The organism is Psychroserpens sp. Hel_I_66 (assembly GCF_000799465.1).
GTDB lineage: Bacteria > Bacteroidota > Bacteroidia > Flavobacteriales > Flavobacteriaceae > Psychroserpens.
The window spans coordinates 3,551,396-3,574,968 of record NZ_JUGU01000001.1 but is presented as its reverse complement, the minus strand read 5'-3'; the positions used below and the strand labels follow the sequence as shown (position 1 = coordinate 3,574,968).

13 protein-coding genes are annotated in these 23,573 nt (G+C 35.0%); 5 read left to right on the top strand and 8 right to left on the bottom strand.

Features of this window, described 5'->3' with window-relative positions; translation table 11 throughout:
* From GQ40_RS15875 to GQ40_RS15840, 8 genes are all read right to left on the bottom strand, one after another.
* Nucleotides 1-1,881 (bottom strand): alpha-amylase family glycosyl hydrolase, encoded by a 1,881-nt coding sequence (locus tag GQ40_RS15875; protein WP_047550631.1) that lies wholly within the window; start codon nt 1,879-1,881, stop codon nt 1-3.
* A 7-nt stretch (nt 1,882-1,888) separates the two neighbouring features.
* Nucleotides 1,889-4,279 (bottom strand): TIM-barrel domain-containing protein, encoded by a 2,391-nt coding sequence (locus GQ40_RS15870; RefSeq protein WP_047550628.1) that lies wholly within the window; start codon nt 4,277-4,279, stop codon nt 1,889-1,891.
* Nucleotides 4,280-4,374: 95 nt separating this feature from the next.
* Nucleotides 4,375-5,334, bottom strand: a complete 960-nt coding sequence (locus GQ40_RS15865) for an alpha/beta hydrolase (protein WP_047550624.1) — start codon at nt 5,332-5,334, stop codon at nt 4,375-4,377.
* A 3-nt stretch (nt 5,335-5,337) separates the two neighbouring features.
* Nucleotides 5,338-7,308: a glycoside hydrolase family 13 protein gene (locus tag GQ40_RS15860; RefSeq protein ID WP_047550620.1), complete on the bottom strand. Its 1,971-nt coding sequence runs from the start codon at nt 7,306-7,308 to the stop codon at nt 5,338-5,340.
* A gap of 103 nt (nt 7,309-7,411) precedes the next feature.
* On the bottom strand, nt 7,412-9,718 hold the full coding sequence (locus GQ40_RS15855) for a glycoside hydrolase family 65 protein (protein ID WP_047550617.1): 2,307 nt from the start codon (nt 9,716-9,718) through the stop codon (nt 7,412-7,414).
* Between the two features lie 9 nt (nt 9,719-9,727).
* Nucleotides 9,728-10,423 (bottom strand): beta-phosphoglucomutase, encoded by a 696-nt coding sequence (gene pgmB / locus GQ40_RS15850; protein ID WP_052184295.1) that lies wholly within the window; start codon nt 10,421-10,423, stop codon nt 9,728-9,730.
* Nucleotides 10,416-11,780 (bottom strand): MFS transporter, encoded by a 1,365-nt coding sequence (locus GQ40_RS15845; RefSeq protein WP_047550614.1) that lies wholly within the window; start codon nt 11,778-11,780, stop codon nt 10,416-10,418. The genes pgmB and GQ40_RS15845 overlap by 8 nt, the downstream gene beginning before the upstream one ends.
* 132 nt (nt 11,781-11,912) lie before the next feature.
* Nucleotides 11,913-12,971, bottom strand: coding sequence for a LacI family DNA-binding transcriptional regulator (locus tag GQ40_RS15840; protein WP_047550611.1), 1,059 nt, complete (start codon nt 12,969-12,971; stop codon nt 11,913-11,915).
* 300 nt (nt 12,972-13,271) lie between these two features.
* Here GQ40_RS15840 and GQ40_RS15835 point away from each other — a divergent pair, with 300 nt between their 5' ends.
* The 5 genes from GQ40_RS15835 to GQ40_RS15815 all read left to right on the top strand — a co-directional run bounded on the left by GQ40_RS15835 (nt 13,272) and on the right by GQ40_RS15815 (nt 23,500).
* A complete protein-coding gene (locus GQ40_RS15835) occupies nt 13,272-16,160 on the top strand; it encodes a SusC/RagA family TonB-linked outer membrane protein (protein ID WP_047550608.1) in 2,889 nt (962 codons plus the stop codon).
* A 13-nt stretch (nt 16,161-16,173) separates the two neighbouring features.
* Nucleotides 16,174-17,799, top strand: coding sequence for a RagB/SusD family nutrient uptake outer membrane protein (locus tag GQ40_RS15830; RefSeq protein WP_081990231.1), 1,626 nt, complete (start codon nt 16,174-16,176; stop codon nt 17,797-17,799).
* A gap of 13 nt (nt 17,800-17,812) precedes the next feature.
* Entirely contained in the window at nt 17,813-18,997 is a 1,185-nt protein-coding gene (locus GQ40_RS17300; RefSeq protein ID WP_156115604.1) for a SusE domain-containing protein, read from the top strand.
* 84 nt (nt 18,998-19,081) lie between these two features.
* On the top strand, nt 19,082-21,967 hold the full coding sequence (locus GQ40_RS15820; protein WP_047550605.1) for an alpha-amylase family glycosyl hydrolase: 2,886 nt from the start codon (nt 19,082-19,084) through the stop codon (nt 21,965-21,967).
* 171 nt (nt 21,968-22,138) lie between these two features.
* The gene (locus tag GQ40_RS15815; protein ID WP_047550602.1) at nt 22,139-23,500 is read left to right on the top strand and encodes an acyl-CoA dehydrogenase family protein; all 1,362 of its coding nucleotides are present in this window, start codon (nt 22,139-22,141) and stop codon (nt 23,498-23,500) included.
* Nucleotides 23,501-23,573: the final 73 nt, after the last annotated feature.

The following is a 23,573-nucleotide window of genomic DNA, read 5'->3' as shown; positions in this document are numbered from 1 at the left end:
TTAATTTTTCAGTTTTAAAATAAACGATTCTAAAGGTTTTATATCAATACGAATAGATCCTTGATTTCCATTGACTTTTAAAATGGAGCTATATTGATTGTATAGTTGGTCTTCAAATTGGTATTCTCCATCACTAAGCTTCCAGGTTTTTAAAATTTCCGAAGGAATTTGTAACTCAAAACCAAAGGTGTCGTTAGCATCAAAATTAGAGATGATGATTAATTTTTCTTCAGCACTCCATCGCACGAAAGACATTACTTTATCATTGTACCATTCGGTTTTTTCTCTATTAAACGCATGAATATCTGCATACTCACTAGCTAAAGCAGAACTATTGATCGTAAAATTCAACAGTCGTTTGTAGAAATCCCTTAAGTTTTTTTCTTCGGAAGTAGAATTGCCTCCATCAAATTGTTTATCATTTACCCATCTTACGACGCTTGGCACGCTTCCGTAGTCAAAAATAGAGGTACGCGTTGGGTCTCCAAAACCTAAATCTTCTGCTCCAGGCTCACCAAATTCTTGTCCAAAATACACCATAGTTGGTGATGTGCTAATGGTCGTAGACACGACCATTGCTGGCTTTCCTTTTAGAGCATCTCCTACAAAATCTGGACTCGCGATACGTTGCTCATCATGATTTTCCAGAAAATGAAGCATGTGCTTTTCAATGTCTTTTAAATCTTCTTGAATTGGCGCAATATAATCTGTACTACCACGACCTTGCATGATGTGCTTGATGGTATCGTATAGTTGAACTTTATCATAGAGATAGTCCATTTTTCCTTTTTTGATGTAGTCTCTATACAAACTTGGGTTATAAACCTCAGCCAACAAAAACGCATCATTATTTTTCATTTTAATATGCGAATTCATGTAGCTCCAAAATTCTACTGGCACCATTTCTGCCATATCAAAACGGAAGCCATCAACACCTTTTGCTGTCCAGTACAAGGCGATGTCCTTAAATTTCTTCCATGAGTCTGGAACTTTTTTATCTTTCCAAAATTCAAAATGTTTTGTAAAATGTGCGTCATCAAAACCATCTGGAAGTTCATCAAAACCTTTTTCACCAACTGGAGATACTCCGTAATTTACTTTAACGGTTTCATACCAATCGTTCATATCTGGTTGTGATGCTCGAGAGCCATTACCTGTCCATTTTGCTGGATTTTCCTCAAATTTCCCATCTGCCATTTCATGATTTTCTCCGCCTAATGGCTGATAACCGTTTTTCCATTCTGGCACTTTAAATGGCTCTCCTGGATTGTAGTAAAAATTATTGTTGACGTCGTAAACAACTGTCTTGTTATCGTCTGCTCCAAAATCTTGAGTGCCTTCTGGATTGGTTAAACTTTTATAATTTCTAGCGACGTGGTTTGGTACGATGTCAATGATCACTTTTAATCCAGCATTGTGCGAACGTTCAATCAACGCCTCAAATTCTTGAAGACGATTCTCAACATTATCTGCCAAATCTGGATTGACGTTGTAGTAATCTTTCACTGCATAAGGTGAACCTGCACGACCTTTTACGATATCTGGATCATCATTTGAAATGCCATATTTGGTATAATCTGTAATCACATCATGATGCGGTATACCTGTATACCAAATGTGGGTAACTCCTAAATCTTTAATTTCCTGAAGTGCTTTATCATTAAAATCACTGAATTTACCAACACCATTTTCCTCAAGAGTTCCCCAAGGTTTGTTTGTGGTATTTGTGTTTCCAAACAATCTTGTAAAGACTTGATAAACGACTTCTTTTTTCTTCAATTCTATTTTGGTTTCTTTAGGTTCTTTCACTGTTTTCTCTTCGTTTTTACATCCAAAGACACTTATCAATACAAGTAATATGCTCAATTTTATGTATTTCATTCTGGATTTATTTTTTTAGTTTTATTTTTATTTCTTTGACCTCGCTACTAGTAAACCACGATAAGTTAATAGTTACTTTATTTGTATTGGCATCCCAATCGAAAGGAACACGTTTTTTATTTACCTTAATTCTTTGTGGAGCATTAGTTAAATTGTGAATCACAAACTCTATCGATTTTGGTCGCAACCTAAAATCTGTACCTTCACTCAATTTAAAACTAAAGTTTAAATTATTTTTTTTGTATTGCGCTTTATAAGTTAACACCTCATAAAACCCTTTAGATTTTGCATTGATGGAGTTACCATTGTCATTATAGAATCTTTGTTCAGTATTAGGTGTTGACGAATCAAAATAGTAGTGCAACTTGATCTGCTCAATATCGAACTGTTTTGTTGATTGTACTACTTTAGACATTGGAATAAAAGCACCTCCTCTCACAAAGGTTGGGATTGAGTTTTCTTTGGTTTGGACTGTTTTTGTTTGTCCGCCCTCAAATTTCTCATCGGTATAAAAATCAAACCAGTTTGAGTTCTTCGGAAAATAAACCTCTTTCGTTTTCTGTTCTACTTTTAATATTGGTGCTACCAAAATATCCTTTCCCCAAAGATATGCTTCAGTATAATCAAACAACTCTTCATTTTCTGGCTCTTCAAAAAACAACGGTCGCATTAATGGCGCTCCTGTTTGATTATTTTCAAACATGAGGTTGTAATTATATGGAAGCATGGTATAACGTAACTCAATAGCTTGCTTTGCAAGAGCCTTCGCTTTTTCACTTCTATAAATGGGTTCACTCGCCACATCTTCTTGTGCATGCGGACGATAAATTGGCTGAAACACGCCATACTGCAACCATCTCACATATAACTCATCATCTAGATTTGCACCTGCAAAACCTCCCAAATCGCTATGCATATAGGCTAAACCTTGCATTCCCATTTGGAGTGCGATTTCTGGCTGACTTTGTAATCCTCCCCAAGTTCTATTTACATCTCCAGACCATGGTACCAAACCATAACGTTGTGAACCAGAATATCCTGCTCGCATTAAAATAAATGGTCGTTGATCTGGATTGGCTTCTAAGCTCGCTTCTTGGACTAATTTTGCCCAATCATGACCGTAAATATTGTGGATTTCATCTGCTGTCCCTTTTGCGAAATTCACCCAAGATGGTAACACTTCGGGTTCGCCTAGGTCTCCCCAAAATCCGCTGATTCCCATATTGGAAATGTCTTTGTAAATGTTTTTGAACCACTGGTTTCCATTGTCGCTGTAGATATCAACGATGCCTGTATTTCCGAAGTAAAAATCGTATTTAGCTGGATTTCCAATGGAGTCTTTTGCCAAAACATCTTCTCTAACTGCTTCCTCCCATTTTTTGGATGTCGTCAAAATAAAAGGCTCAGTAATAGTAATTGTTTTTACACCTTTATCATTTAAGCGTTTTACCATGCCTTCAAAATCTGGAAATGAATCTCTAAAGACTTCAAGATTTCCCATCGTGCCTTTTAATTCTTTTCCAAACCAATACAAATCTAAAATAATCGCATCTACTGGAATCTCTTCTTCTCTAAATTTGTTGATAGTCATTTCGACTTCCTCTTGAGAATGATATCCAAATCGGCTCGAAAAATTACCCAGAGCCCAACGTGGCAACATGGGTTGTTTTCCTGTTAAATCTGTATAATTATCAACGATGTCATACCATGAATCTCCAACAATAACTTGATACGTTTTACGACCAGATATGGTTTCGTACGTTAAGGTATTGTCACTTTTGCTGTCTAAATCCAAAAACCCAATTGGTGCGTTATCAAAATGAACCATGTATTTGTTTGAAGACATTACGATTGGTAATGTAAAGTTCATTAATTCTGCTCGAGTTTCATAACCGTAATGTGCTCTGTTATAAAGTTTCAAGCCGTTGCCACGACGGTTCATACCTAAAGCTCTTGCTCCTCCTCCATACAACATTTCGTCTTTATCGAGATTAAATTGTATGGTTTCCAAACTGTCGTTTTTGGTGTAACCTTCTTTTTCAGAAATAACAGATTTTCCTTTGTGTAAATATGAAATTTGAAACGGGTTTTCATGAATCTCGACAGTCAAAGCTTTAGTTTCTAAGATTAATTTTTTATTAGCTTCGGAAAATTTAAAATCTGAAAAATTTGGCTCTAATATTACAGCATGTGATGATGACAAAGCTGTTTCTCCTGTTGGGAGGAATGTGGTCTCGACGATTTCCGAAGTGAAAAATTGAATACTGTAACTGCCATCACTCACTTCTATTTCTAGCCCGTTCGTTGTTTTTGTTGCACCAATATATTTTCGGTTTGCGTTTTGAGCAGTTAACGAGACGGTTACAATTAGCGATATGTATACTAAATAGTTTCTCATGTTTATTATCATACCTACAGGGTTTTAACAACTTTGCAGGACATTTTAATTTCTTTATTTGTTGTGTGATTCTGAAACAAGTTCAGAATGACGAGCTATTCAATTCCTAAAAGGAAAATTAAGGGTTGGTCAAATCGTTGGTTCCAAGAATTTTCTGAATGGTCTGTTCCTTCAAAGAATAAGTTTTTAAAATCTTTATCTGTATAACCTTTATCTCTTAATATCGCATCTACTCGAGGTGCAAATTTTGGGTAATGTTGATCTAATGTTTTATTGCCATAGTCAAAATACAATTTATGGTGTTCTGCCTTTGGTAAATTCGCTTCCATATACTCAAAAATCGCTTCTGGATATGGGTTGTTTTCCATTGGCATACCACCAACCCAATGCGTAGATAGACATGCTGCACCTCCAAAAACGCCAGGATATTCACTAATGGCATACATAGACATCAATCCTCCCATGCTTGAACCTGCAACAAAGGTGTTTTCTCTATCTTGATGCGTTGAAAATACATTATCAATAACTTTCTTTAGCTCATCAACCATAAATTTGAGGTAATTATCGCCATTGAATTCTACATTAAAATTATTTTTCTTTGCTACGTCAAAAAGAGAGTCTTTGATCTTAGGGTTTATATTCTCTAACGCTTTCTGCGGAAATAAATCTTGCCAACGTATTTGCGGTATGTTATGAACTCCAACCACAATAAAATCACGTACTTTATTATCTCGCATTAATTTTGTTGCCCATTCGTCTACTTTCCATTCTTGTTTATTCCATGTTGTGGTAGAATCAAATAAGTTTTGACCATCGTGCATGTACAATACTGCATATTTTTTTTCTTTGGAATAATCTTCGGGCAACCAAATATCTACAGGTCTTGGCTTTATATTTTTAGATGGAAAACTATCTATACGATGCAGTGTTCCAGCATACAACTCGGCATCTTTTACTATTTTAGAACAAATTATTCGTTCAGAAACCGTAGCATTTTGTCCCTCTATTTTAGAAAAACAGAGCGTCAAAACTAATATCGTGCAAAATAATCTCATTTGTTATTCGGTTTTTGTTGTTAAAATTGTAACGCCTTTATTTTTCAATTCTATAGTGTTATTCCAGGTAAAATCATCACCCGTTATAATGTTTTTAAGGGGTTTCCCGTTAAGGCCCATTTCCGCGTAACGCTTTAAATCTACAGTAATAGGTTTTTCGTTTTTATTTAAAATCAATACTACTGTTTCGTCACCCGATTGTCTAAATAAGAAATAGGTTCCCATAAAAGGTGCAAAGTGAACGGTCTTCCCATCGTGAATGGCTTTACTGTGTTTTCTGTAGTTCAATACTTTGCTTACGTAGGTTTGCATATTTTTTTCTTCCGAAGAAAGCCCTTCACCCGTAAATGCATTTTTAGAATCGCCTTCCCAACCTCCCGGATAATCTGTACGGATCAAACCATGGTCTCCAGGATTGTCAAAATCGTCCATCAAAACCTCTGTACCATAATACATTTGCAAAATCCTTGGCAACATGGCATAGGTTGCTATTGCCATTTTTGTGTTAGTAATATCTCCATTTAATTGGGTGAAGATGCGACTCATATCGTGGTTGCCTTCAAAAACCATGATGCTTTTTGGGTTGGCGTAATGGAAATCATTTGCGAGACCCTCATAAATTTTCACCAAACCCTTATCCCACGATTCTTCTTCATTTAGTGCGTTTACCACATTGGCTTGCATGGCAAAATCCATTGTTGACTTTAAATTAGAATCATAGCCATCTTTGTTGTTTGCGCCTTCTTGCCAATAGCCAATTAATAACGGATTTTGACTCCACTCCTCACCAACGATATTGAAATTTGGATATTCGGTCATGATTGCTCCTGCCCAATTGCTCATGAAATCTTTGTCTGGATATGGGTAAGTATCTTGGCGAATCCCGTCTAATTGTGCTGTTTCAATCCACCAAATGCTATTTTGAATTAGATATGTGGCTAAAAAAGGATTTTTTTGGTTTAAATCTGGCATTGTCGATACGAACCAACCTTGGGAATTTCCATCTTTATCAAACTGAGAAGCGTAAATATCTTGATTTGTGCTTCGTCTATGGTTTGAATTTATAGTTACATCGTTGTTCCAGTTGTCAATATTTTTCTCGTAGTTTTCTTGCAGATTCACCCAATCACTAAAAGGTAAATCCTGCATCCACCAATGGTATAACCCTGAATGATTTGCGACTTGATCCATGATGAGTTTCATGCCTTTTTCTTTAGCTTTTTTAGACAATTCTTTGTACTCTTCTAAAGTTCCAAAACGCGGATCTATTTGGTATAAGTCTGTAATAGCATAGCCATGATAAGACCCTTTTTTCATGTCATTTGTTAACAAGGGTTGTGGCCAAATAGCGGTAAAACCTAAATCGTGGATATAATCTAGGTGATTTGTAATACCCTCGATATCTCCACCATGCCTTGCGTAATCGTTTTTTCTGTTGACTGTTATCTCTTTTAAAGCAGATTGACCTTCCATAGACAAAGGCGTGTCATTATTGGTGTTTGCATTTGCAAAACGATCTGGAGTGATCAAGTAAATAGCATCACCACTGTCAAAACCTATATAGTCTTCAGCAGGTTTAACTCTACTTTTAAGTTCGTAAACATCAATAAGTTTGTCGCCCTGATTATTTTTAAATGTGATATTAAATTGTCCTGGCTGAGCGCTTTCAGAAATAATGAGATCAATAAAAAGATAATTATTGCTTTGTTCTGCTTTGCTTACTTTTTTAATGTCGACACCTTGATAATCTATTGTTGGTTCGTAATCGCCAATGTTATCATGGTGCACCAATAATTCAAGTTTGTCATTTTCAAAACCGGTCCACCAATTTGGTGGCTCAATACGTTCTATATCGTTTTGATCTATAAGTTCTGTTACTGATTTCTCCTGAACTTTTTCTTTTGAAGATTCATTTTTGCAGGACACAGTTAAAACTAGTATAGATGAGAGAAATATGAAATATAGCCTGTTCATTATATTAGTTTTTAAAAAATTAAGACTTGAGTAGTTTCTTTATTATTTCAAGTACTATAAAAAAATCTGCAAGGTTTTTAGACCTTGCAGATTGGATAACATATTATACGGTTACTAAATTATTAGGACTAATCGTAACTCTTTTACCTTTTACCAAAATATCAATTTGTTCATCACCATCTAATTGGAATTTAGTTCCGTTTTTGGTGACATTTATTTTCAATATTTGGTTTCTAAAATTGATTTTAAATGAATACGCATCCCACTCTTTTGGGATTTTTGGTTCAAAAGACAGCATGTCGTCCTTAACACGCATTCCTCCAAATCCTTCAACGATACTCATCCAAGTACCAGCCATAGATGTGATGTGCAATCCTTCTTCAACCTCTTTATTATAATCGTCTAAATCCAAACGAGATGTTCGTAAATAGAACTCGTAAGCCTGCTCCATTCTATCTAACTTTGCAGCTTGGATACTGTGTACGCAAGGTGACAATGAACTTTCATGGACTGTAAAAGGTTCGTAAAAGTCGAAATGACGCTCCAATTCTTCTGTAGAAAAATGATCTTCAAAAAAGTACATCCCTTGCAGTGTATCTGCTTGTTTGATGTATGGTGAACGCAAAATACGATCCCATGACCATTTTTGATTGATCGGTCTTTCGGTTTTTGGTAAATCTGCAACGGTAATCAAATCTTTATCCAAAAAACCATCTTGCTGTAAATAGATATTTTTTTCTTCGGAAAACGGGAAGTACATATGATCTGCAACTTTTTTCCAAGCATCAAGTTCGTTATCTGTAATTTTTGTCTTGCCTTTTATTCTTTTATAATCTTCTGAAAATCCTTCCTGTACTTTTTTAATGTTGTCAATCGCATAATTGATACACCATTGCGCTATATAGTTTGTGTACCAGTTATTGTTAACATTGTTTTCATATTCATTTGGACCCGTAACACCAAGAATAACGTATTTATTTTTAGCTTTAGAAAACGTTGCACGTTGGTGCCAAAATCTAGCGATACCAATCAATACTTCCAATCCTTTTTCTGGGATATAGCTGTAATCTCCAGTAAATCTAAAGTAATTGTAAATGGCAAATGCAATAGCTCCATTTCTATGTATTTCCTCAAAAGTAATTTCCCATTCGTTGTGGCATTCTTCACCATTCATTGTGACCATTGGGTAAAGTGCTGCTCCATTGTTAAACCCTAATTTTTGAGCATTTTCAATAGCTTTCTCTAAATGGTTGTAACGATATTCTAATAAGCTTTTCGCTACATTTTGATCTTTGGTTGCCATATAAAAAGGGATGCAATAGGCTTCAGTATCCCAGTAGGTGCTTCCACCGTATTTCTCACCTGTAAATCCTTTTGGACCAATGTTTAGACGTGTATCTTTTCCGAGGTACGTCTGATTTAAATGAAAAATATTAAAACGAATCCCTTGTTGAGCTGCAACATCGCCTTCAATAGAAATATCTGCCATTTCCCAAATTTTAGCCCAAGCTTCTTTTTGAGTTTCTAATAAAGCATCAAATCCCATTTGAGACACTTTATTCAAGGTCTTTTTAGCTACATCAACCAATTTATTTTTATCATGATTACGATCTGCAGTGTAACCACCAAATTTTGTTAATGTGATAGTATCGCCTTTAGATACTTGATTTTTGTAAATGAATTCGATTTTATCAATAGCATCACTAACTGTTTTTTCTTGGTCTAATACTTTACCATTTAATGAAACGTGAGTTTGCATAGACGTACACACATAAAAATGGGTTTTCATTGTTCTTGAAACTATAAACGCCTGATTGTCTTCATTATTTACGCTTAAAACATCCCAAAACTTATCGTCCCAATTGGTATCTTCATTTGTGATACCGTTATCTAAATATGGTGTGAAACTGATTTCAACATCATTATTTAAAGGTGTCACGTTATATTGTATTGCTCCAACCTCATCAAAATCCAAACTTAAAAAACGTTTGGTTTCTACTTTTACTTCTATGGAATTTTGGAGTGTTGCAGTAAAACTTCTAGAGAGCCAACCTTCTTTCATATTGAGTTCTCTGCGGAAATCATCTACCCTTTTACATTTTGCCAAATCCAGTTGTTCACCGTTAATAGATACATTGATCCCAATCCAATTTGGAGCGTTCAACACTTTTGCGAAATATTCTGGATAACCGTTTTTCCACCAACCCACTCTGGTTTTATCTGGATAATATACACCTGCTACGTAACTTCCCTGAAAAGTCTCGCCAGAGTAGTGCTCTTCAAAATTAGCACGCTGTCCCATGGCACCATTACCAATGCTCATTAAACTTTCAGAGGATTTTACACGTTCTGCATCAAAGCCTTCTTCTATGATTGACCAATTATCTGGTTTTATATAATTGTGATTCATCTCTTTATATTACTTATCGATTGATAAATTAGTTTTTTCTTTTTTTATTTTGTTTGATATGATATCGTCTATGAATTCTAGAGAAATTTCAGTAAAATCCTTAAATACATAATCTGCATCACTTAGCACAGATTTCTCTCCAATCCCAATTGAAATCATGTTTGCTGCATTGGCAGCTTCGATTCCTGCTTTTGCATCTTCAAAAACGATGCATTCGTTTGGGTTTACATTAAGTAATTTTGCAGCGTTTAAAAATACCTCTGGATTTGGTTTTCCTTTTTTAACTCCATTACCATCTACAATGGCATCAAACTTTTGAAGTAAGTTGACTTTATCAAGAATAGCAGTTGCATTTTTACTTGCAGACCCTAAAGCAATAGGATGTTTTTTACTAATTAGATAATTTAATACTTTAGGAACATCAACAAGAATTTCATCTTCTTTCATATGTTCAACATAGCTTAAATAATCTTCATTTTTTAAAGCCATGAGTTTGGTGAACTCTTCTTCGGAAAGTGTCTTATTTCCCCATTCGAGTATTTTTTCTAGAGATTTTTGTCTGCTAACACCTTTAAGTTGTTCGTTTTGAATTTCGGTAAAATCTACACCAACACCATTTGCTAGCTTTTTCCAAGCTAGAAAATGATATTTTGCTGTGTCTACGATAACACCGTCTAAATCAAATATAAATCCTTTTTTAGTCATTGTTTTTAAAATCTAATTTGTCTTTTATTTTAAATGATAAAAGCCCTGCTATAATAAAACTTATCCCGCTTACTATTATGGCAAAAATGGCTTGGTTATCGTAAGCATACTTCACCAATGGACCGCCAATTATTCCGTTGATAATTTGTGGAATAACAATAAAGAAATTAAAAATTCCCATATAAACCCCCATTTTTTTTGGAGATATTGTTCCTGCGAGCATTGCATATGGCATAGATAATATACTTGCCCAAGCAATTCCAATAAATATCATTGGCAGAATTAACCAATTTGGATTTGGCATGAAATAAATTAAAATTAAACCAATTCCTCCTGCAAATAATGAATAGGCATGTGTTTTTTTTCTGCTAATTTTTTTAGCAATTATAGGTAGTAAAAACGCGAATATTGCTGAAATACCATTATATATACCGAAAAGTATCCCTACCCAATTACCTGCTTCTTGATACATTTCGCTACTTGAATCTTCGTGAGGAAGTCCATAAATATGCTGAGCAATTGCTGGAACTGCAAAAACCCACATACCAAAAAGCGCAAACCAAGAAAAGAACTGTACCCAGCTCAATTGCCTCATGGTTTCTGGCATTTTTCTAAAATCTTCAAAAATATCTGTGAGTTTTGCTTTAGGTTGTTCACCTTCTACTTTGATCGCTTCTAGATGTGCTGCTTCATCATCAAATTTTGCTAATTCTTCCGGAGAGTATTCTTTTGTTGTAAAAATGGTTACTAAAATTGAACCAACTAATACTATTGCCCCAATAATAAAAGACCATAACAAATTATCTGGCACTGTACCTTCCGCAGAAATCTTAGCAACCCCAAACCAATTCGTTAAAACCCATGGCAACCATGATCCAATCACTGCTCCAATCCCTATTAGAGCTGTTTGAATACTAAATCCTTTTGTGGTTTGTTCGTCTGCAAGATTATCTGCAACGAGAGCTCTAAATGGCTCCATAGCAATGTTAAATGAAGCATCCATTATCATTAACATACCTGCACCAACCCAAAGCGCTGGCAATATAGCGATCATAAAATCTGCTTGAGGTATGAGTACCATTCCTATAGATGCCAGAACAGCACCTAATAGAAAGAATGGCTTTCTTCTCCCAAAACGAGTCCATGTGTTATCACTATAATGACCAATTATAGGTTGTACAATTAATCCCATGAATGGAGCAATTAACCAGAACCATGAAAGTTCATGAACATCGGCTCCAAAAATTTGTAAAATTCTACTTGCGTTAGCATTTTGTAGGGCGAAACCCATTTGAATCCCTAAGAAACCGAAACTCATGTTCCAAATTTCCCAAAAACCAAGCATGCGCTTTTTCATAATAGTATATTATTGATTAATACTATTGACAAGCGTTTAAACTTATCAAAACTTAAGTGTAGAAGTGAAAATATAAGTTTTGATTAAGGTGTAAATATAATAAAGTTTTTTTTATCTAATGATTTAAAAACATTATTTGGTAGATTCTCTTTCGATAAGATTCGTTTCTATGACGACGGTTTCGTAGACTTCTTCGGTTTCATCGTCATAATCAACTTCCTCCGCTTCTAATCTATTAATTAACAAATCGGCAGCCTTTTCTCCTATTTCCTGACCATGTTGACTAACGGTAGTCAAACTTGGCGTAGAGTGTTTTGAAAGCACGCCATCACTAAAACTAACAACCTGTAGCGATTCTGGTATTTTTAAGCCTAATTTTCTGGCAACTTTAATTGCGGTCACAGCGTAAAGCTCATTAACTGCGAAAACCCCATCAATCCCATCGTTAGATTGAAATAATTGTTCTACTTCTTTTTCTAACTTATCTAAATGATCATCAGACATTAGTTTGTCTTCAATTTTCAAGATAAGAGATGCCTTTGGGTTTATTTTGTGATCTTCTAATGCTTCCAGATAACCTTGAGTTCGAAGTTTTCCGACGCTAACATAATCTTTTGTTGTAATAATTGCTATATTCTTGCAACCGTTACTTATTAATTTATCTACTGCCTTCTTTGCGCCCTTTACATCATCTACAATCACTTTATCACAAGGAATCTCTTTAACAACACGATCGAACATAACGATTGGCATGCCTTGATTTATAGTCTCTGTGAAATGATGATAATCCTGCTGCTGCAAGGTTTCTTTTGCTATTGATAAGATAAAACCATCAATACTACCATTTGCCAACATTTGCATATTTATAACTTCTTTGTCAAAAGATTCGTTTGACAATCCCACGATTACATTATAACCTCGCTTGTTTGCTACTAATTCAATACCTGTGATCACTTTAGAGAAAAAATGATGAACAATTTCTGGAATTATGATACCTATAGTTTTTGTTTTCCTGTTCTTTAAACTCAAAGCTATATTATTAGGCCTATAGTTATAAAGTTTAGCAAATGCCTGTACTTTTTGTCTGGTATCTTCACTTATTTCAATACTATTTCTAAGCGCTTTAGAAACTGTTGAAATAGAAACGTCAAGTTCTTTAGCTATTTGCTTTAGTGTTATTTTTTTTTTCATCTATATAATTCGCATGATATTTTGTTCAATTTTCCAATTTAAATAGTAAACATAAATTAGTATTTTTGCTGAAAATTTGTTATTTTAATTTTGAAGTTGGCAATAAAGGTATTGTTTTTTTGTAAATTCAATAATTCTCCCATTTAAAATGATTGTTTATGTTAAATTAACAAAAGTTTTTAACACGAAAACGTTTTCGCAACATTTAATATAATAGGTTAACATAAAATTTACATAGTTTTAACCCTAGAAGTGAAAAATATAAGCAACTAACAAAGCAACTAACTTTAAAAATTTTTTATGAAGACATTTTTAAATAGCTTATTCGTACTAGCATTTTTATTACCTGCAACAATTTTTGGGCAAGCCCAAGTTTCAGGTACTGTTACAGATGAAGCTAACGCATTACCACTACCAGGAGTAAATATTCTTGTGAAAGGAACTACAACTGGAGCCTCTACCGATTTTGATGGAAAGTATTCAATTTCTGTAAATCAAGGCGATATTCTAGTATTTTCATATTTAGGATATTCAACAAAAGAAGTTACTTACACAGGACAATCTCCATTTAACGTTACACTATCTGAAGACGCAGGTCAACTAGATGAAGTCGTTTTAATTGGGTACGGTTCAACAACCAAACAAGATGCAACTGGAGCAGTTGAGCAAATAAGTGATAAAGAATTTAATAGAGGAGCTATCGTTGCTCCAGAACAATTATTAGCAGGTAAAGCTGCTGGTGTTAGAGTAACGCCTAATGGTGGTGCTCCTGGTGAAGGTGCAGATATTAGAATCCGTGGTGGTTCTTCGCTTTCAGCAACAAATTCACCATTAATTGTTGTAGATGGGTTACCATTAGATCAACGAGGTGTTCAAGGTGTTAGAGGGCAATTAAATGCTATTAACCCAAATGATATTGAAGACTTTGTGGTTCTAAAAGATGCTGCAGCAACTGCAATATATGGTTCTAGAGCATCTAATGGTGTTATTTTAATTACCACCAAAAAAGGTAAAGCTAATAGTCCATTAACGTTTGAATACGATTTAAAGGCTTCTGTTCAAGAGGTAACAGATTATGTTGATGTGCTGAATGCAGCGCAGTTTAGAGCTATTGCGGAAACTGCAGATGGTTTTGATGCAAGTATTTTAGGAAATGCAGATACTAACTGGCAAGATGAGATATTTACAACTGCTATTGGAGCAATACATAACTTTACAGTTTCTAAAGGTTACGAGAACTTCAATTTTAGAGTGAATTTAAACCACGCATCGCAACAAGGTGTTTTAATTGGAGACCTTTATGAGCGTAATGCAATAAACACCTCATTTGTACAACGTTTATTAAACAATGATTTAAAATTAACATTAACTGCAAAAGGAAATATTGATGAATATAAATTTGCTCAAGGAGGTGCAATAGGTGCAGCAGTAGCTTATGATCCTACACAGTCACCGTTAAACCCTAATGGGACTTTTTTCAACTTTGTTGGAGAAACATTAGCACCTATAAATCCATTATTTACTTTAGAAAACAATATTAATAGATCTAGAAATAAACGATTTATTTCCAATTTTAATGTGGATTATAAATTATGGTTTTTAAAAGAACTTAGATTTAACATGAATGCTGGTATCGATTATTCTGAACTTGACGGTAAAGAATTTAATGCTGCTAACCCATTAAATCCAGAAGCTTTTGCGTTTAGAAATATTTATACTGGTATTGACAGAAACACATCACTAGATTTTTATTTTAATTACAAAAAAGATATTGAATCTCTTGAAACAAATATTGATCTTACAGCAGGTCATGCTTACCAAGAATTTTATAGACAATCTGGCGGAAGAGACACTGGAGGTAATGGTATTTTCCAAGATCGTTTTGCTAACGTAAATAGAAATACCTTAGAATCCTACTTTGCAAGAGCTAGTTTCGATATTAAAGATAGATATTTGGTTTCTCTTACCTATAGACGCGATGGTTCTTCAAGATTTAGTGAAGATAATCGATGGAGTGGTTTTGCGGGAGGTTCAATAGGCTGGAAAATTATTAATGAAGATTTTATGCAAGACTCATTCTTCTCTAATTTAAAATTGAGAGCTGGATATGGTCAACAAGGTCAGCAAGAAATTGGTCTCAACTATGCGTATCTAGGTCTTTATACACCTGGAACTCAAGACGCAGCTGTACAAATTGGAGATCAGTTTTTAACCACTTTACGTCCTGAGGAATTTGATGAGGACCTGAAATGGGAAGAAACAAGTCAATATAACTTGGCATTGGATTTTGGATTTTTCAATAATAGATTAACCGGTACCATTGATGGCTATTACAAAGATACAGAAGACTTATTGGCAACTGTTCCTACTGCTGCAGGTTCTAACCTTTCAGACTTATTATTGACAAATGTTGGTAGTACCAGAAGTAGAGGTTTAGAATTTAGTTTAAATGGTATATTAGTACAATCAGAAAACTTTAATTGGGACGCGGGTTTCAATATCACTTTACAAGAATATGAAATCACCAAGCTTAATTTAAGTGGAGATCCAAACTTCTTTTTACCTCAAGGTGGTATATCTGGCGGTGTTGGTAATAACATTCAACTTTGGAAACCAGGTTTTGATCCTACAACATTCTTTGTATTTAGACAAGTTTATGACACAAACGGAAACCCTATTGAAGGCGCTTACGTAGATGTAAATGGAGACAATCAAATTACAGAAGCAGATAGACAAGCTTATAAAAAAGCTACTCCAGATGTATATGGTGGTTTTACTAATAACTTGAGCTATAAAAATTTTGATTTTAGTTTTACATTTAGATATAGTCTTGGAAATTACATGTATAATAACGTAGCATCAGATAGAGGTAATACAACAACCATTACAAATGCTCCAGGTAATTATTACCCAAATGCGCATGTGAGTGTTTTAGATACTGGATTTCAAAATCAAAATTTATTTTCAGATCTTTATATTGAAAGAGCAGATTTCGTGAAATTGGATAACATCTCTATTGGTTATTTAATTCCGTTTGACAACATAAATTTACGAGCTTCATTTACCGCAACAAATGTATTAACCATCACAAAATATGATGGTATTGATCCAGAAATTAATAACGGTATTGATAATAATTTCTACCCAAGACCTCAAACGTACGTCTTAGGTTTGAACTTTGCGTTTTAAATAAAAAAGAAAAATGAATACTAATAAATATTTTAAAGCTATGATGAAAACATTGAAATTAGTTTTTGCTGCTTTTACCATGATATTGTTTATGCAATCATGTGAAAGTGAGCTAGACTTGCAGCCTGAAGACAATCGTCTTACAGCAGATGCAGCCTTTGAAGATCCCGCAGCTTACAAACAATTTTTAGCAAAATTGTATGCTGGAATCTCTCTAAGTGGACAAGATGGTCCTGCTGGAAATGCAGATTTACAAGGACTTGATGAAGGTTTCTCCAACTACCTACGTTTGTATTGGAAAATGCAAGAATTAACAACAGACGAAGCATTGATTGGTTGGAACGATGGTACTATTAAAGATTTACATGGTCAAACATGGACATCAGGTAACGAATTTATTCGTACCATGTATAGTCGCCTTTTTTACCAAGTTGCATTAACCAACGAATTTTTACGCCAAACAACTCCCGCTAAATTAGATGAAAGAGGTGTAGATGGTGATTTAAGAACAGAAATCCAAAACTACAGAGCAGAAGCTCGTTTTATGAGAGCTTTGAGTTACTGGCACGCAATGGATTTATTTGCAAACGTACCATTTGTTACAGAAAATGATCCTATTGGAGCATTCTTACCACAACAAATTCAACGTGCAGATTTATTCAATTACATAGAAACCGAACTTCTAGATATTGAAGATGATATCATTGGAGCAAGACAAAATGAATATGGTCGTGCAGACCAAGCAGCAGTTTGGATGTTATTATCAAAATTATATTTAAATGCTGAAGTATATACTGGAACTTCAAGAAATACTGAAGTAATAACTTATACTAGTAATATTATTAGTGCAGGATATGAAATTGCAAATAATCCTTATTTCCAGTTATTTCTAGCAGATAATGATACAAACGGTACACAAAGCGAAGTTATTTTTCCAATTACTTTTGATGGTTTAAATACTCAATCTTTTGGCGGAATGACATTTTTAGTTCACGCTCCAGTTGGAGGAGCAATGAGTGCTAGTGATTATGGTATAAATGGCGGATGGGCTGGAATAAGAACAACACCTACATTTGTTGAGCAATTTCCAGGAGAGGAAAACTCTGAAGATGGTAGAGCATTGTTTTTCACCAATGGTCAATCAAAAGAAATTGAAGCTACATCTCCTTTTAACCAAGGATATGCAGTTGAGAAATTTAGAAACGTAGACGTAAATGGCAATCCAGGATCAGATTCTACTGGTGATTTTATAGATACAGATTTTCCAATGTTTAGACTGGCAGATGCTTATCTAATGTATGCAGAAGCAGTTTTACGTGGAGGAGGCGGAAGTCAATCTACAGCAGTTGGATATATAAATATTTTGAGAGAAAGAGCTTATGGAGACATGAGTGGAAATATTACTGAAGGTGACTTAAATCTTGATTTTATTCTTGCTGAAAGATCTCGCGAACTATTTTGGGAAGCACATAGAAGAACAGATTTAATTCGTTTCGGACAATTCTCAGACCAAGGTGTTTGGGCTTTTAAAGGAAATGTACCACAAGGTGTAACTACCGAAGCTTTTAGAGATGTAATGCCAATTCCTGCATCAGATCTTGGAGTTAATACTAATTTACAACAAAACGAAGGATACTAAAAAAAATAAAAACATGAAAAATATTAAATTTTTAACCCTATTATTTATTGCCCTTTTAGGCTTTAACTCTTGCGAGACAGAAGATGATGTTGTCTTTATCGCAAATACTTCTGAATTAAGTTTCTCTAATACTTTTCAATCAGAATATATTTTAACTCCAGCAACAGCTGGAAACTTAGCAGAGCGTTTTACCTGGAATTCTGTTGAAACAGGTGTACCAACAAACGTATCTTATGAATTACAAAAATCCATCATTGGAGATTTTTCAGATGCTGAACTTATTGGTACTACAACAGCTAATGAAATTGCTGTAACAGTTGGCGATATGTTAGGTTTTGCAAATGAAGCTGGTCTTGACAATGATCCAACTACTACAGATATTCCAAATACAGGTACGGTATCATTTAGATTAAAATCTGTAGTTGGCGATAGTGGAGAGCCGACGTTCTCACCTGTTCAAACATTAACAATCGTACTACCAGAAGCTACAGGTGTAGAAGAAGCTGCAATTTGTGAAGTAGATACATTATATGCTGTAGGTGCTGGTTTACCAACTGCAGGTTGGGATTGGGCAACTCCAGTTGAATTTGCTTGTAGTGCTGACGGTGTCTTTTCTGGTAACGTTGAATTAACCAGTGATGGTGATGCAAACTTTAGATTCTTTACTGAAGCAACAAACTGGGATTCTGGTCGTAACTATCCTTTTTACGCAGATGATGGCTATACTATAGATCCTAATTTAGAAAACGCTGGTGATGATGATTCAAACTTTAAGTTTGTTGGTACATCTGGTGTATATTTCTTAACAATGGATACGAATGCTAAAACAATCACTTTAAGTAATCCTGAAGGTGCAGATAGCTGTGAAGTAGAAATACTTTATGGTGTGGGTGCTGGTTTGCCTGCTGCAGGTTGGGATTGGGGAACTCCAGTTCAACTATTGTGCACTGGTGATGGTGTTTGGTCTGGAAACGTACAGTTTCAAAGTACCGTAGACAACAACAACTTTAGATTCTTTACTGAAGCGACAAACTGGGATTCTGGTCGTAACTACCCTTTTTATGCAGATGATGGTTATACAATCGATCCTAATTTAGTAAATGCAGGTGATGATGATTCAAACTTCGCTTTCGTTGGAACAGATGGTACCTATTTATTGACTATAGATTCAGTAAATAAAACAATCACATTAGAGTAATAAACAACATTTTAAATGTTGAACTATAAATTAAAAGGCTATGATGTATTCACAACATAGCCTTTTTTTAAAACAAAAAATGCAATGAAAATAAAATTATTTTTAATATTAGCTTTTATAGGTTTATATGCCAATTCACAAGTTTCATTTGACGTTGGTGCCATAGAAGTAGATCAACCAGTAACTATTACACTTGATATTACTAGTACAGCAACAGATTGTAATGGATTTTCTAATCCAACAAAAGTCTATATGCATTCTGGTATTGGAGATAACTCAAATGCTTTTGGGTTTAGTGTTACAGGAAATTATGGTCAAGATGATGGTATCGGTCAAATGACAAATAATGGTGATGGTACATATAGCATTACTATCACTCCAGAAACATATTACAACTTAACCGAACCGCAAGTAAATAGCGCTACCCAAATTGGGATGGTATTTAGAAATGAAGATGGATCCCAAGAATTAAAAAATAATGGTTGTTCTGACTTTATATTTCCGGTAGGGACTGTAAATATCAACATAACACAACCTAATAGTAATGTTGTCGTACTAAACTCCGGTGATGATCTTTCAGTATCAGCTACAATTGCCTTTCAAGGCTCAACAACAGTACAAGGAACTTTTGAAGTGTTTTATAATGACGTTTCTATCTCAACAGGCAATTGTGGTTTTCCAGCTTGTAGCACAACCATTTCTAATATCACAGAGAGTGGTATTGTACGTTTTGTTGGATCGCCTCCAAGTAGTTCTGATACAGGAGAAGCAAATTTTGAAGTCTATGTCATTGGCAACGTAATTGAGCAAGCAATACCTGCCAATTTAGTAGATGGTATCAATTATTCTACAGACCAAACAAAAGCTACTTTAGTACTATCTGCTCCAGGAAAGGAATTTATTCAAGTCGCTGGAAGCTTCAATAACTATGAGCCAACAAGTGCAGATGCCATGAAACGTGATCCTAGTACGGGCAAATATTGGTTAGAAATCACTGGCTTAACTCCTGGAGAAGTTGAAACCTATCAGTATTGGGTATTTGATACTAATCCTGTTACAAATTCTCCTGCTCTTGTAAAAACAGCAGATCCATTTTCAACGTTAGTATTATCGCCATTTGATGATCCATTTATTTCACCTGCTACTTATCCTAATTTACCAGAATATCCAATTGGTCAAGATCGAGAAGTTACTGTGCTACAAACAGGACAAACTGCTTACAATTGGCAAGTTGATGATTTTACTCCTCCAAATGAGGAGGACCTTATTGTTTACGAAGTATTGGTAAGAGATTTTGATGCAGATAGAAACTATCAAGATTTAATTGATAAAATCGATTATTTCAAAAATTTGAACATCAATGCTATTCAATTAATGCCAGTAATGGAATATGAAGGCAATGAAAGTTGGGGTTACAACACATCATTTCACATGGCTCTCGATAAGTTCTATGGAACTGAGGAAAAGTTCAAGGAATTAATTGATTTATGTCACCAAAATGGAATTGCAGTAATTCTCGATGTCGCTTTAAATCATGCCTTCGGAAGAAACCCTATGGTACGTATGTGGATGAATGATCCAGATGGTGATGGTTGGGGAGAACCTAGTAGTGATAGTCCTTACTTTAATCAAATACCGTTACATAGTTATAACGTGGGATCAGATTTTAATCACCAACAGCCCTTAACTCAAGAATATACCCGACGTGTAGTTAAACATTGGGTCGAAGACTTTAAAATTGATGGATTTCGTTGGGATTTAACAAAAGGATTTACACAAAATTGTACAGCTAGCAACGAAGGTTGTACCAATAGCTATCAACAAGACCGAGTCGATGTATTAAAGCAATATGCTGATTATTCATGGTCGTTAGATCCAGATCATTACGTTATTTTTGAGCATTTAGGAGGCGAAAATGAAGAAAAAGAATGGGCAAACTATCGTTTTTCCGAAGGAAAAGGCATCATGATGTGGGGAAATATTACAGGTCCTTACGGTCAACTTTTATTAGGCTTTAGTTCTAATAGTAATATCAATGGTGTTGGTCATAAATCAAGAAGTCAATTTAATGGCCCAAGAGTTATGGGATATCCAGAAAGTCATGATGAAGAACGCTTAATGTATAAAGCCTCACAATTTGGTAATAACACAACCGCTTCACATAACGTAAGAGATCTTAACACAGCATTATCAAGAATGTCTGCAATTGGAGCTGTAACTATTACTGTGCCAGGACCTAAAATGATTTGGCATTTTGCTGCATTAGGGATGGACAATTCTATATTCACATGTACTAACGGTGTCGTAAATGAACCAGGAGGTACAGATGGCGATTGTAAATTAGCCACAAAACCACAACCACAGTGGACAGAAAACTGGTTAGGTGATGCAAATAGAAATCAGATCTATGCTGATTGGGCTCGTTTAATTGATTTAAAAATAAACGAACCAGTATTTGAAGGAGATTACGTACTTAACTCTGGCACTCTAACACCTAGAATTGATGTTTTTGATACATCAATTCCAACTACTGAATTGAGAAATGTAATCGTTTTAGCAAACTTTGATGTGGTTTCGCGAACCGTAAACACCAATTTCCCAACAAGTGGTACATGGTTTGATTTAATGGACGATACTGGAAGCACAACATACTCTGCTGCAACGGTAAACATTGCTCCAGGGCAATTTAGAATATTTGGTAATGCACCATCTACATTAAGTACAGATGATTTTAACATAGATGCAGATTTTAGCATCTACCCTAACCCAGTAAACACATCATTTAAAACAAACAAAGCTATTTCTAGCCTAAAAATATTTGATATCACTGGTAAATTAGTCAAGACTTTTAATGGAGATTTCACAAAGACCGATAGTTATGATATTTCAGATTTAACACAGAGCATATACCTGGTTAAAATTGAAAACAATAACGGTCAAATCTTAACTTCAAAACTTATTAAACTGTAATAAATTAATAACCACTTGAATTAGTCTTAAAAACCTCTAAGTTAAATCTTAGGGGTTTTTTATTTTTTCTTCGGAAATTAAACTCATGCGCTGTATTCAGTATTTAACTTTTTTTGAAAGAACTCTTCAATTAATTGCGTAAATTTAAGAAGTAACCAAGACCTTATATCTATGCAGCTCTTCAAGAAAATAAAACAAATCACACACTTAATGAAGCACATCGACTTCAAAGAATTAGGAGAAATATCAGAAAAGATAGATTTGCCTAAGATCATGAAATCTGTAGGTGAACTCGACGAAAATCAGTTAAACGGGCTCACAAAAATGCTTACCGAAAAAGTTAAAAAAGGACAACACAAATTGCCTCCTATTGATGGCGATTTTTATGAATACGACTTAAAACTCACCTACGAGCAACGCGAAATCCAAATGCGAGTTAGAAATTTCATGGAAACCGAGATCGAGCCCATAGCAAACCATTATTGGAACAAAGCAGAGTTCCCAATGGAAATCATACCAAAACTAGCAAAACTCAACATCTGTGGAGTCGCTTATGAGGGTTATGGCTGCCCTAATCTGCCATTTATAATGGAAGGCATTATTGCAGAAGAACTAGCCAGAGTAGATGTCTCTATCTCCACTTTTTTTGGCGTACAAAGCGGACTCTCAATGGGCTCAATATATCTCTGCGGAAGCGAAGAGCAAAAACAAGAATGGCTCCCAAAAATGCAAAAACTGGAATGCATTGGAGCTTTCGGGCTAACTGAACCAAATGTGGGAAGTGGAGTTGCAGGCGGTATGGAAACCACCTGCCAAAAAGTTGGTGATGAGTGGGTTTTAAACGGACAAAAAAAATGGATTGGAAATGCAACCTTTGCAGACGTCATAATTATTTGGGCTCGAGATATTGACAGCAATCAAGTCAAAGGGTTTTTGGTACGTAAAGGAAATCCAGGTTACGTAGCTGAAAAAATAGAAAACAAAATGGCGCTTCGCACAGTTCAAAATGCGCTTATTACACTTACAAACTGTAAAATTCCTGAAAGTGACCGCCTTCAAAAAGCAAACTCTTTTAGAGATACCGCTAAAGTTTTAAGAATGACACGTGCAGGAGTCGCTTGGCAAGCGGTAGGTTGCGCAAGAGGTGCTTATGAAAGCGCCTTGAAATACTCTAAAAAAAGAGAGCAGTTTGGTAAGCCAATTGCTAAATTTCAATTGATTCAAAACCATTTGGTAGAAATGCTGGCAAATCTTACAGCTATGAAGTCCATGGTATATCGACTATCAGAAATACAGGACCAAGGACTTTTAACAGACGAACAAGCATCTCTTGCCAAAGTTTTCTGCTCCATGAGAACGCGCGATGTGGTGAGCAGAGCACGAGAAGTTATGGGAGGAAACGGGATTTTATTAGAATATGATGTTGCTCGTTTTGTTGCAGATGCAGAGGCTATCTATTCGTATGAAGGCACCAAAGAAATCAATTCTTTGATTGTAGGTAGAGCTATAACTGGGTACAGTGCTTTTGTTTAAAGGTTGCACCATCAAGACTTTCATTACTTCGGAAATGTAAAATTTCAAGTTTACATATCATGAACACATAAAA

Coding starts and splice junctions, on each gene's coding strand:
- GQ40_RS15830 (WP_081990231.1), top strand. CDS start 16,174: ATGAATACTAATAAATATTTTAAAGCTATGATGAAAACATTGAAATTA.
- GQ40_RS15815 (WP_047550602.1), top strand. CDS start 22,139: ATGCAGCTCTTCAAGAAAATAAAACAAATCACACACTTAATGAAGCAC.
- GQ40_RS15840 (WP_047550611.1), bottom strand. CDS start 12,971: ATGAAAAAAAAAATAACACTAAAGCAAATAGCTAAAGAACTTGACGTT.
- GQ40_RS15875 (WP_047550631.1), bottom strand. CDS start 1,881: ATGAAATACATAAAATTGAGCATATTACTTGTATTGATAAGTGTCTTT.
- GQ40_RS15835 (WP_047550608.1), top strand. CDS start 13,272: ATGAAGACATTTTTAAATAGCTTATTCGTACTAGCATTTTTATTACCT.
- GQ40_RS15865 (WP_047550624.1), bottom strand. CDS start 5,334: ATGAGATTATTTTGCACGATATTAGTTTTGACGCTCTGTTTTTCTAAA.
- GQ40_RS15855 (WP_047550617.1), bottom strand. CDS start 9,718: ATGAATCACAATTATATAAAACCAGATAATTGGTCAATCATAGAAGAA.
- GQ40_RS17300 (WP_156115604.1), top strand. CDS start 17,813: ATGAAAAATATTAAATTTTTAACCCTATTATTTATTGCCCTTTTAGGC.
- GQ40_RS15845 (WP_047550614.1), bottom strand. CDS start 11,780: ATGAAAAAGCGCATGCTTGGTTTTTGGGAAATTTGGAACATGAGTTTC.
- GQ40_RS15860 (WP_047550620.1), bottom strand. CDS start 7,308: ATGAACAGGCTATATTTCATATTTCTCTCATCTATACTAGTTTTAACT.
- pgmB (WP_052184295.1), bottom strand. CDS start 10,423: ATGACTAAAAAAGGATTTATATTTGATTTAGACGGTGTTATCGTAGAC.
- GQ40_RS15820 (WP_047550605.1), top strand. CDS start 19,082: ATGAAAATAAAATTATTTTTAATATTAGCTTTTATAGGTTTATATGCC.
- GQ40_RS15870 (WP_047550628.1), bottom strand. CDS start 4,279: ATGAGAAACTATTTAGTATACATATCGCTAATTGTAACCGTCTCGTTA.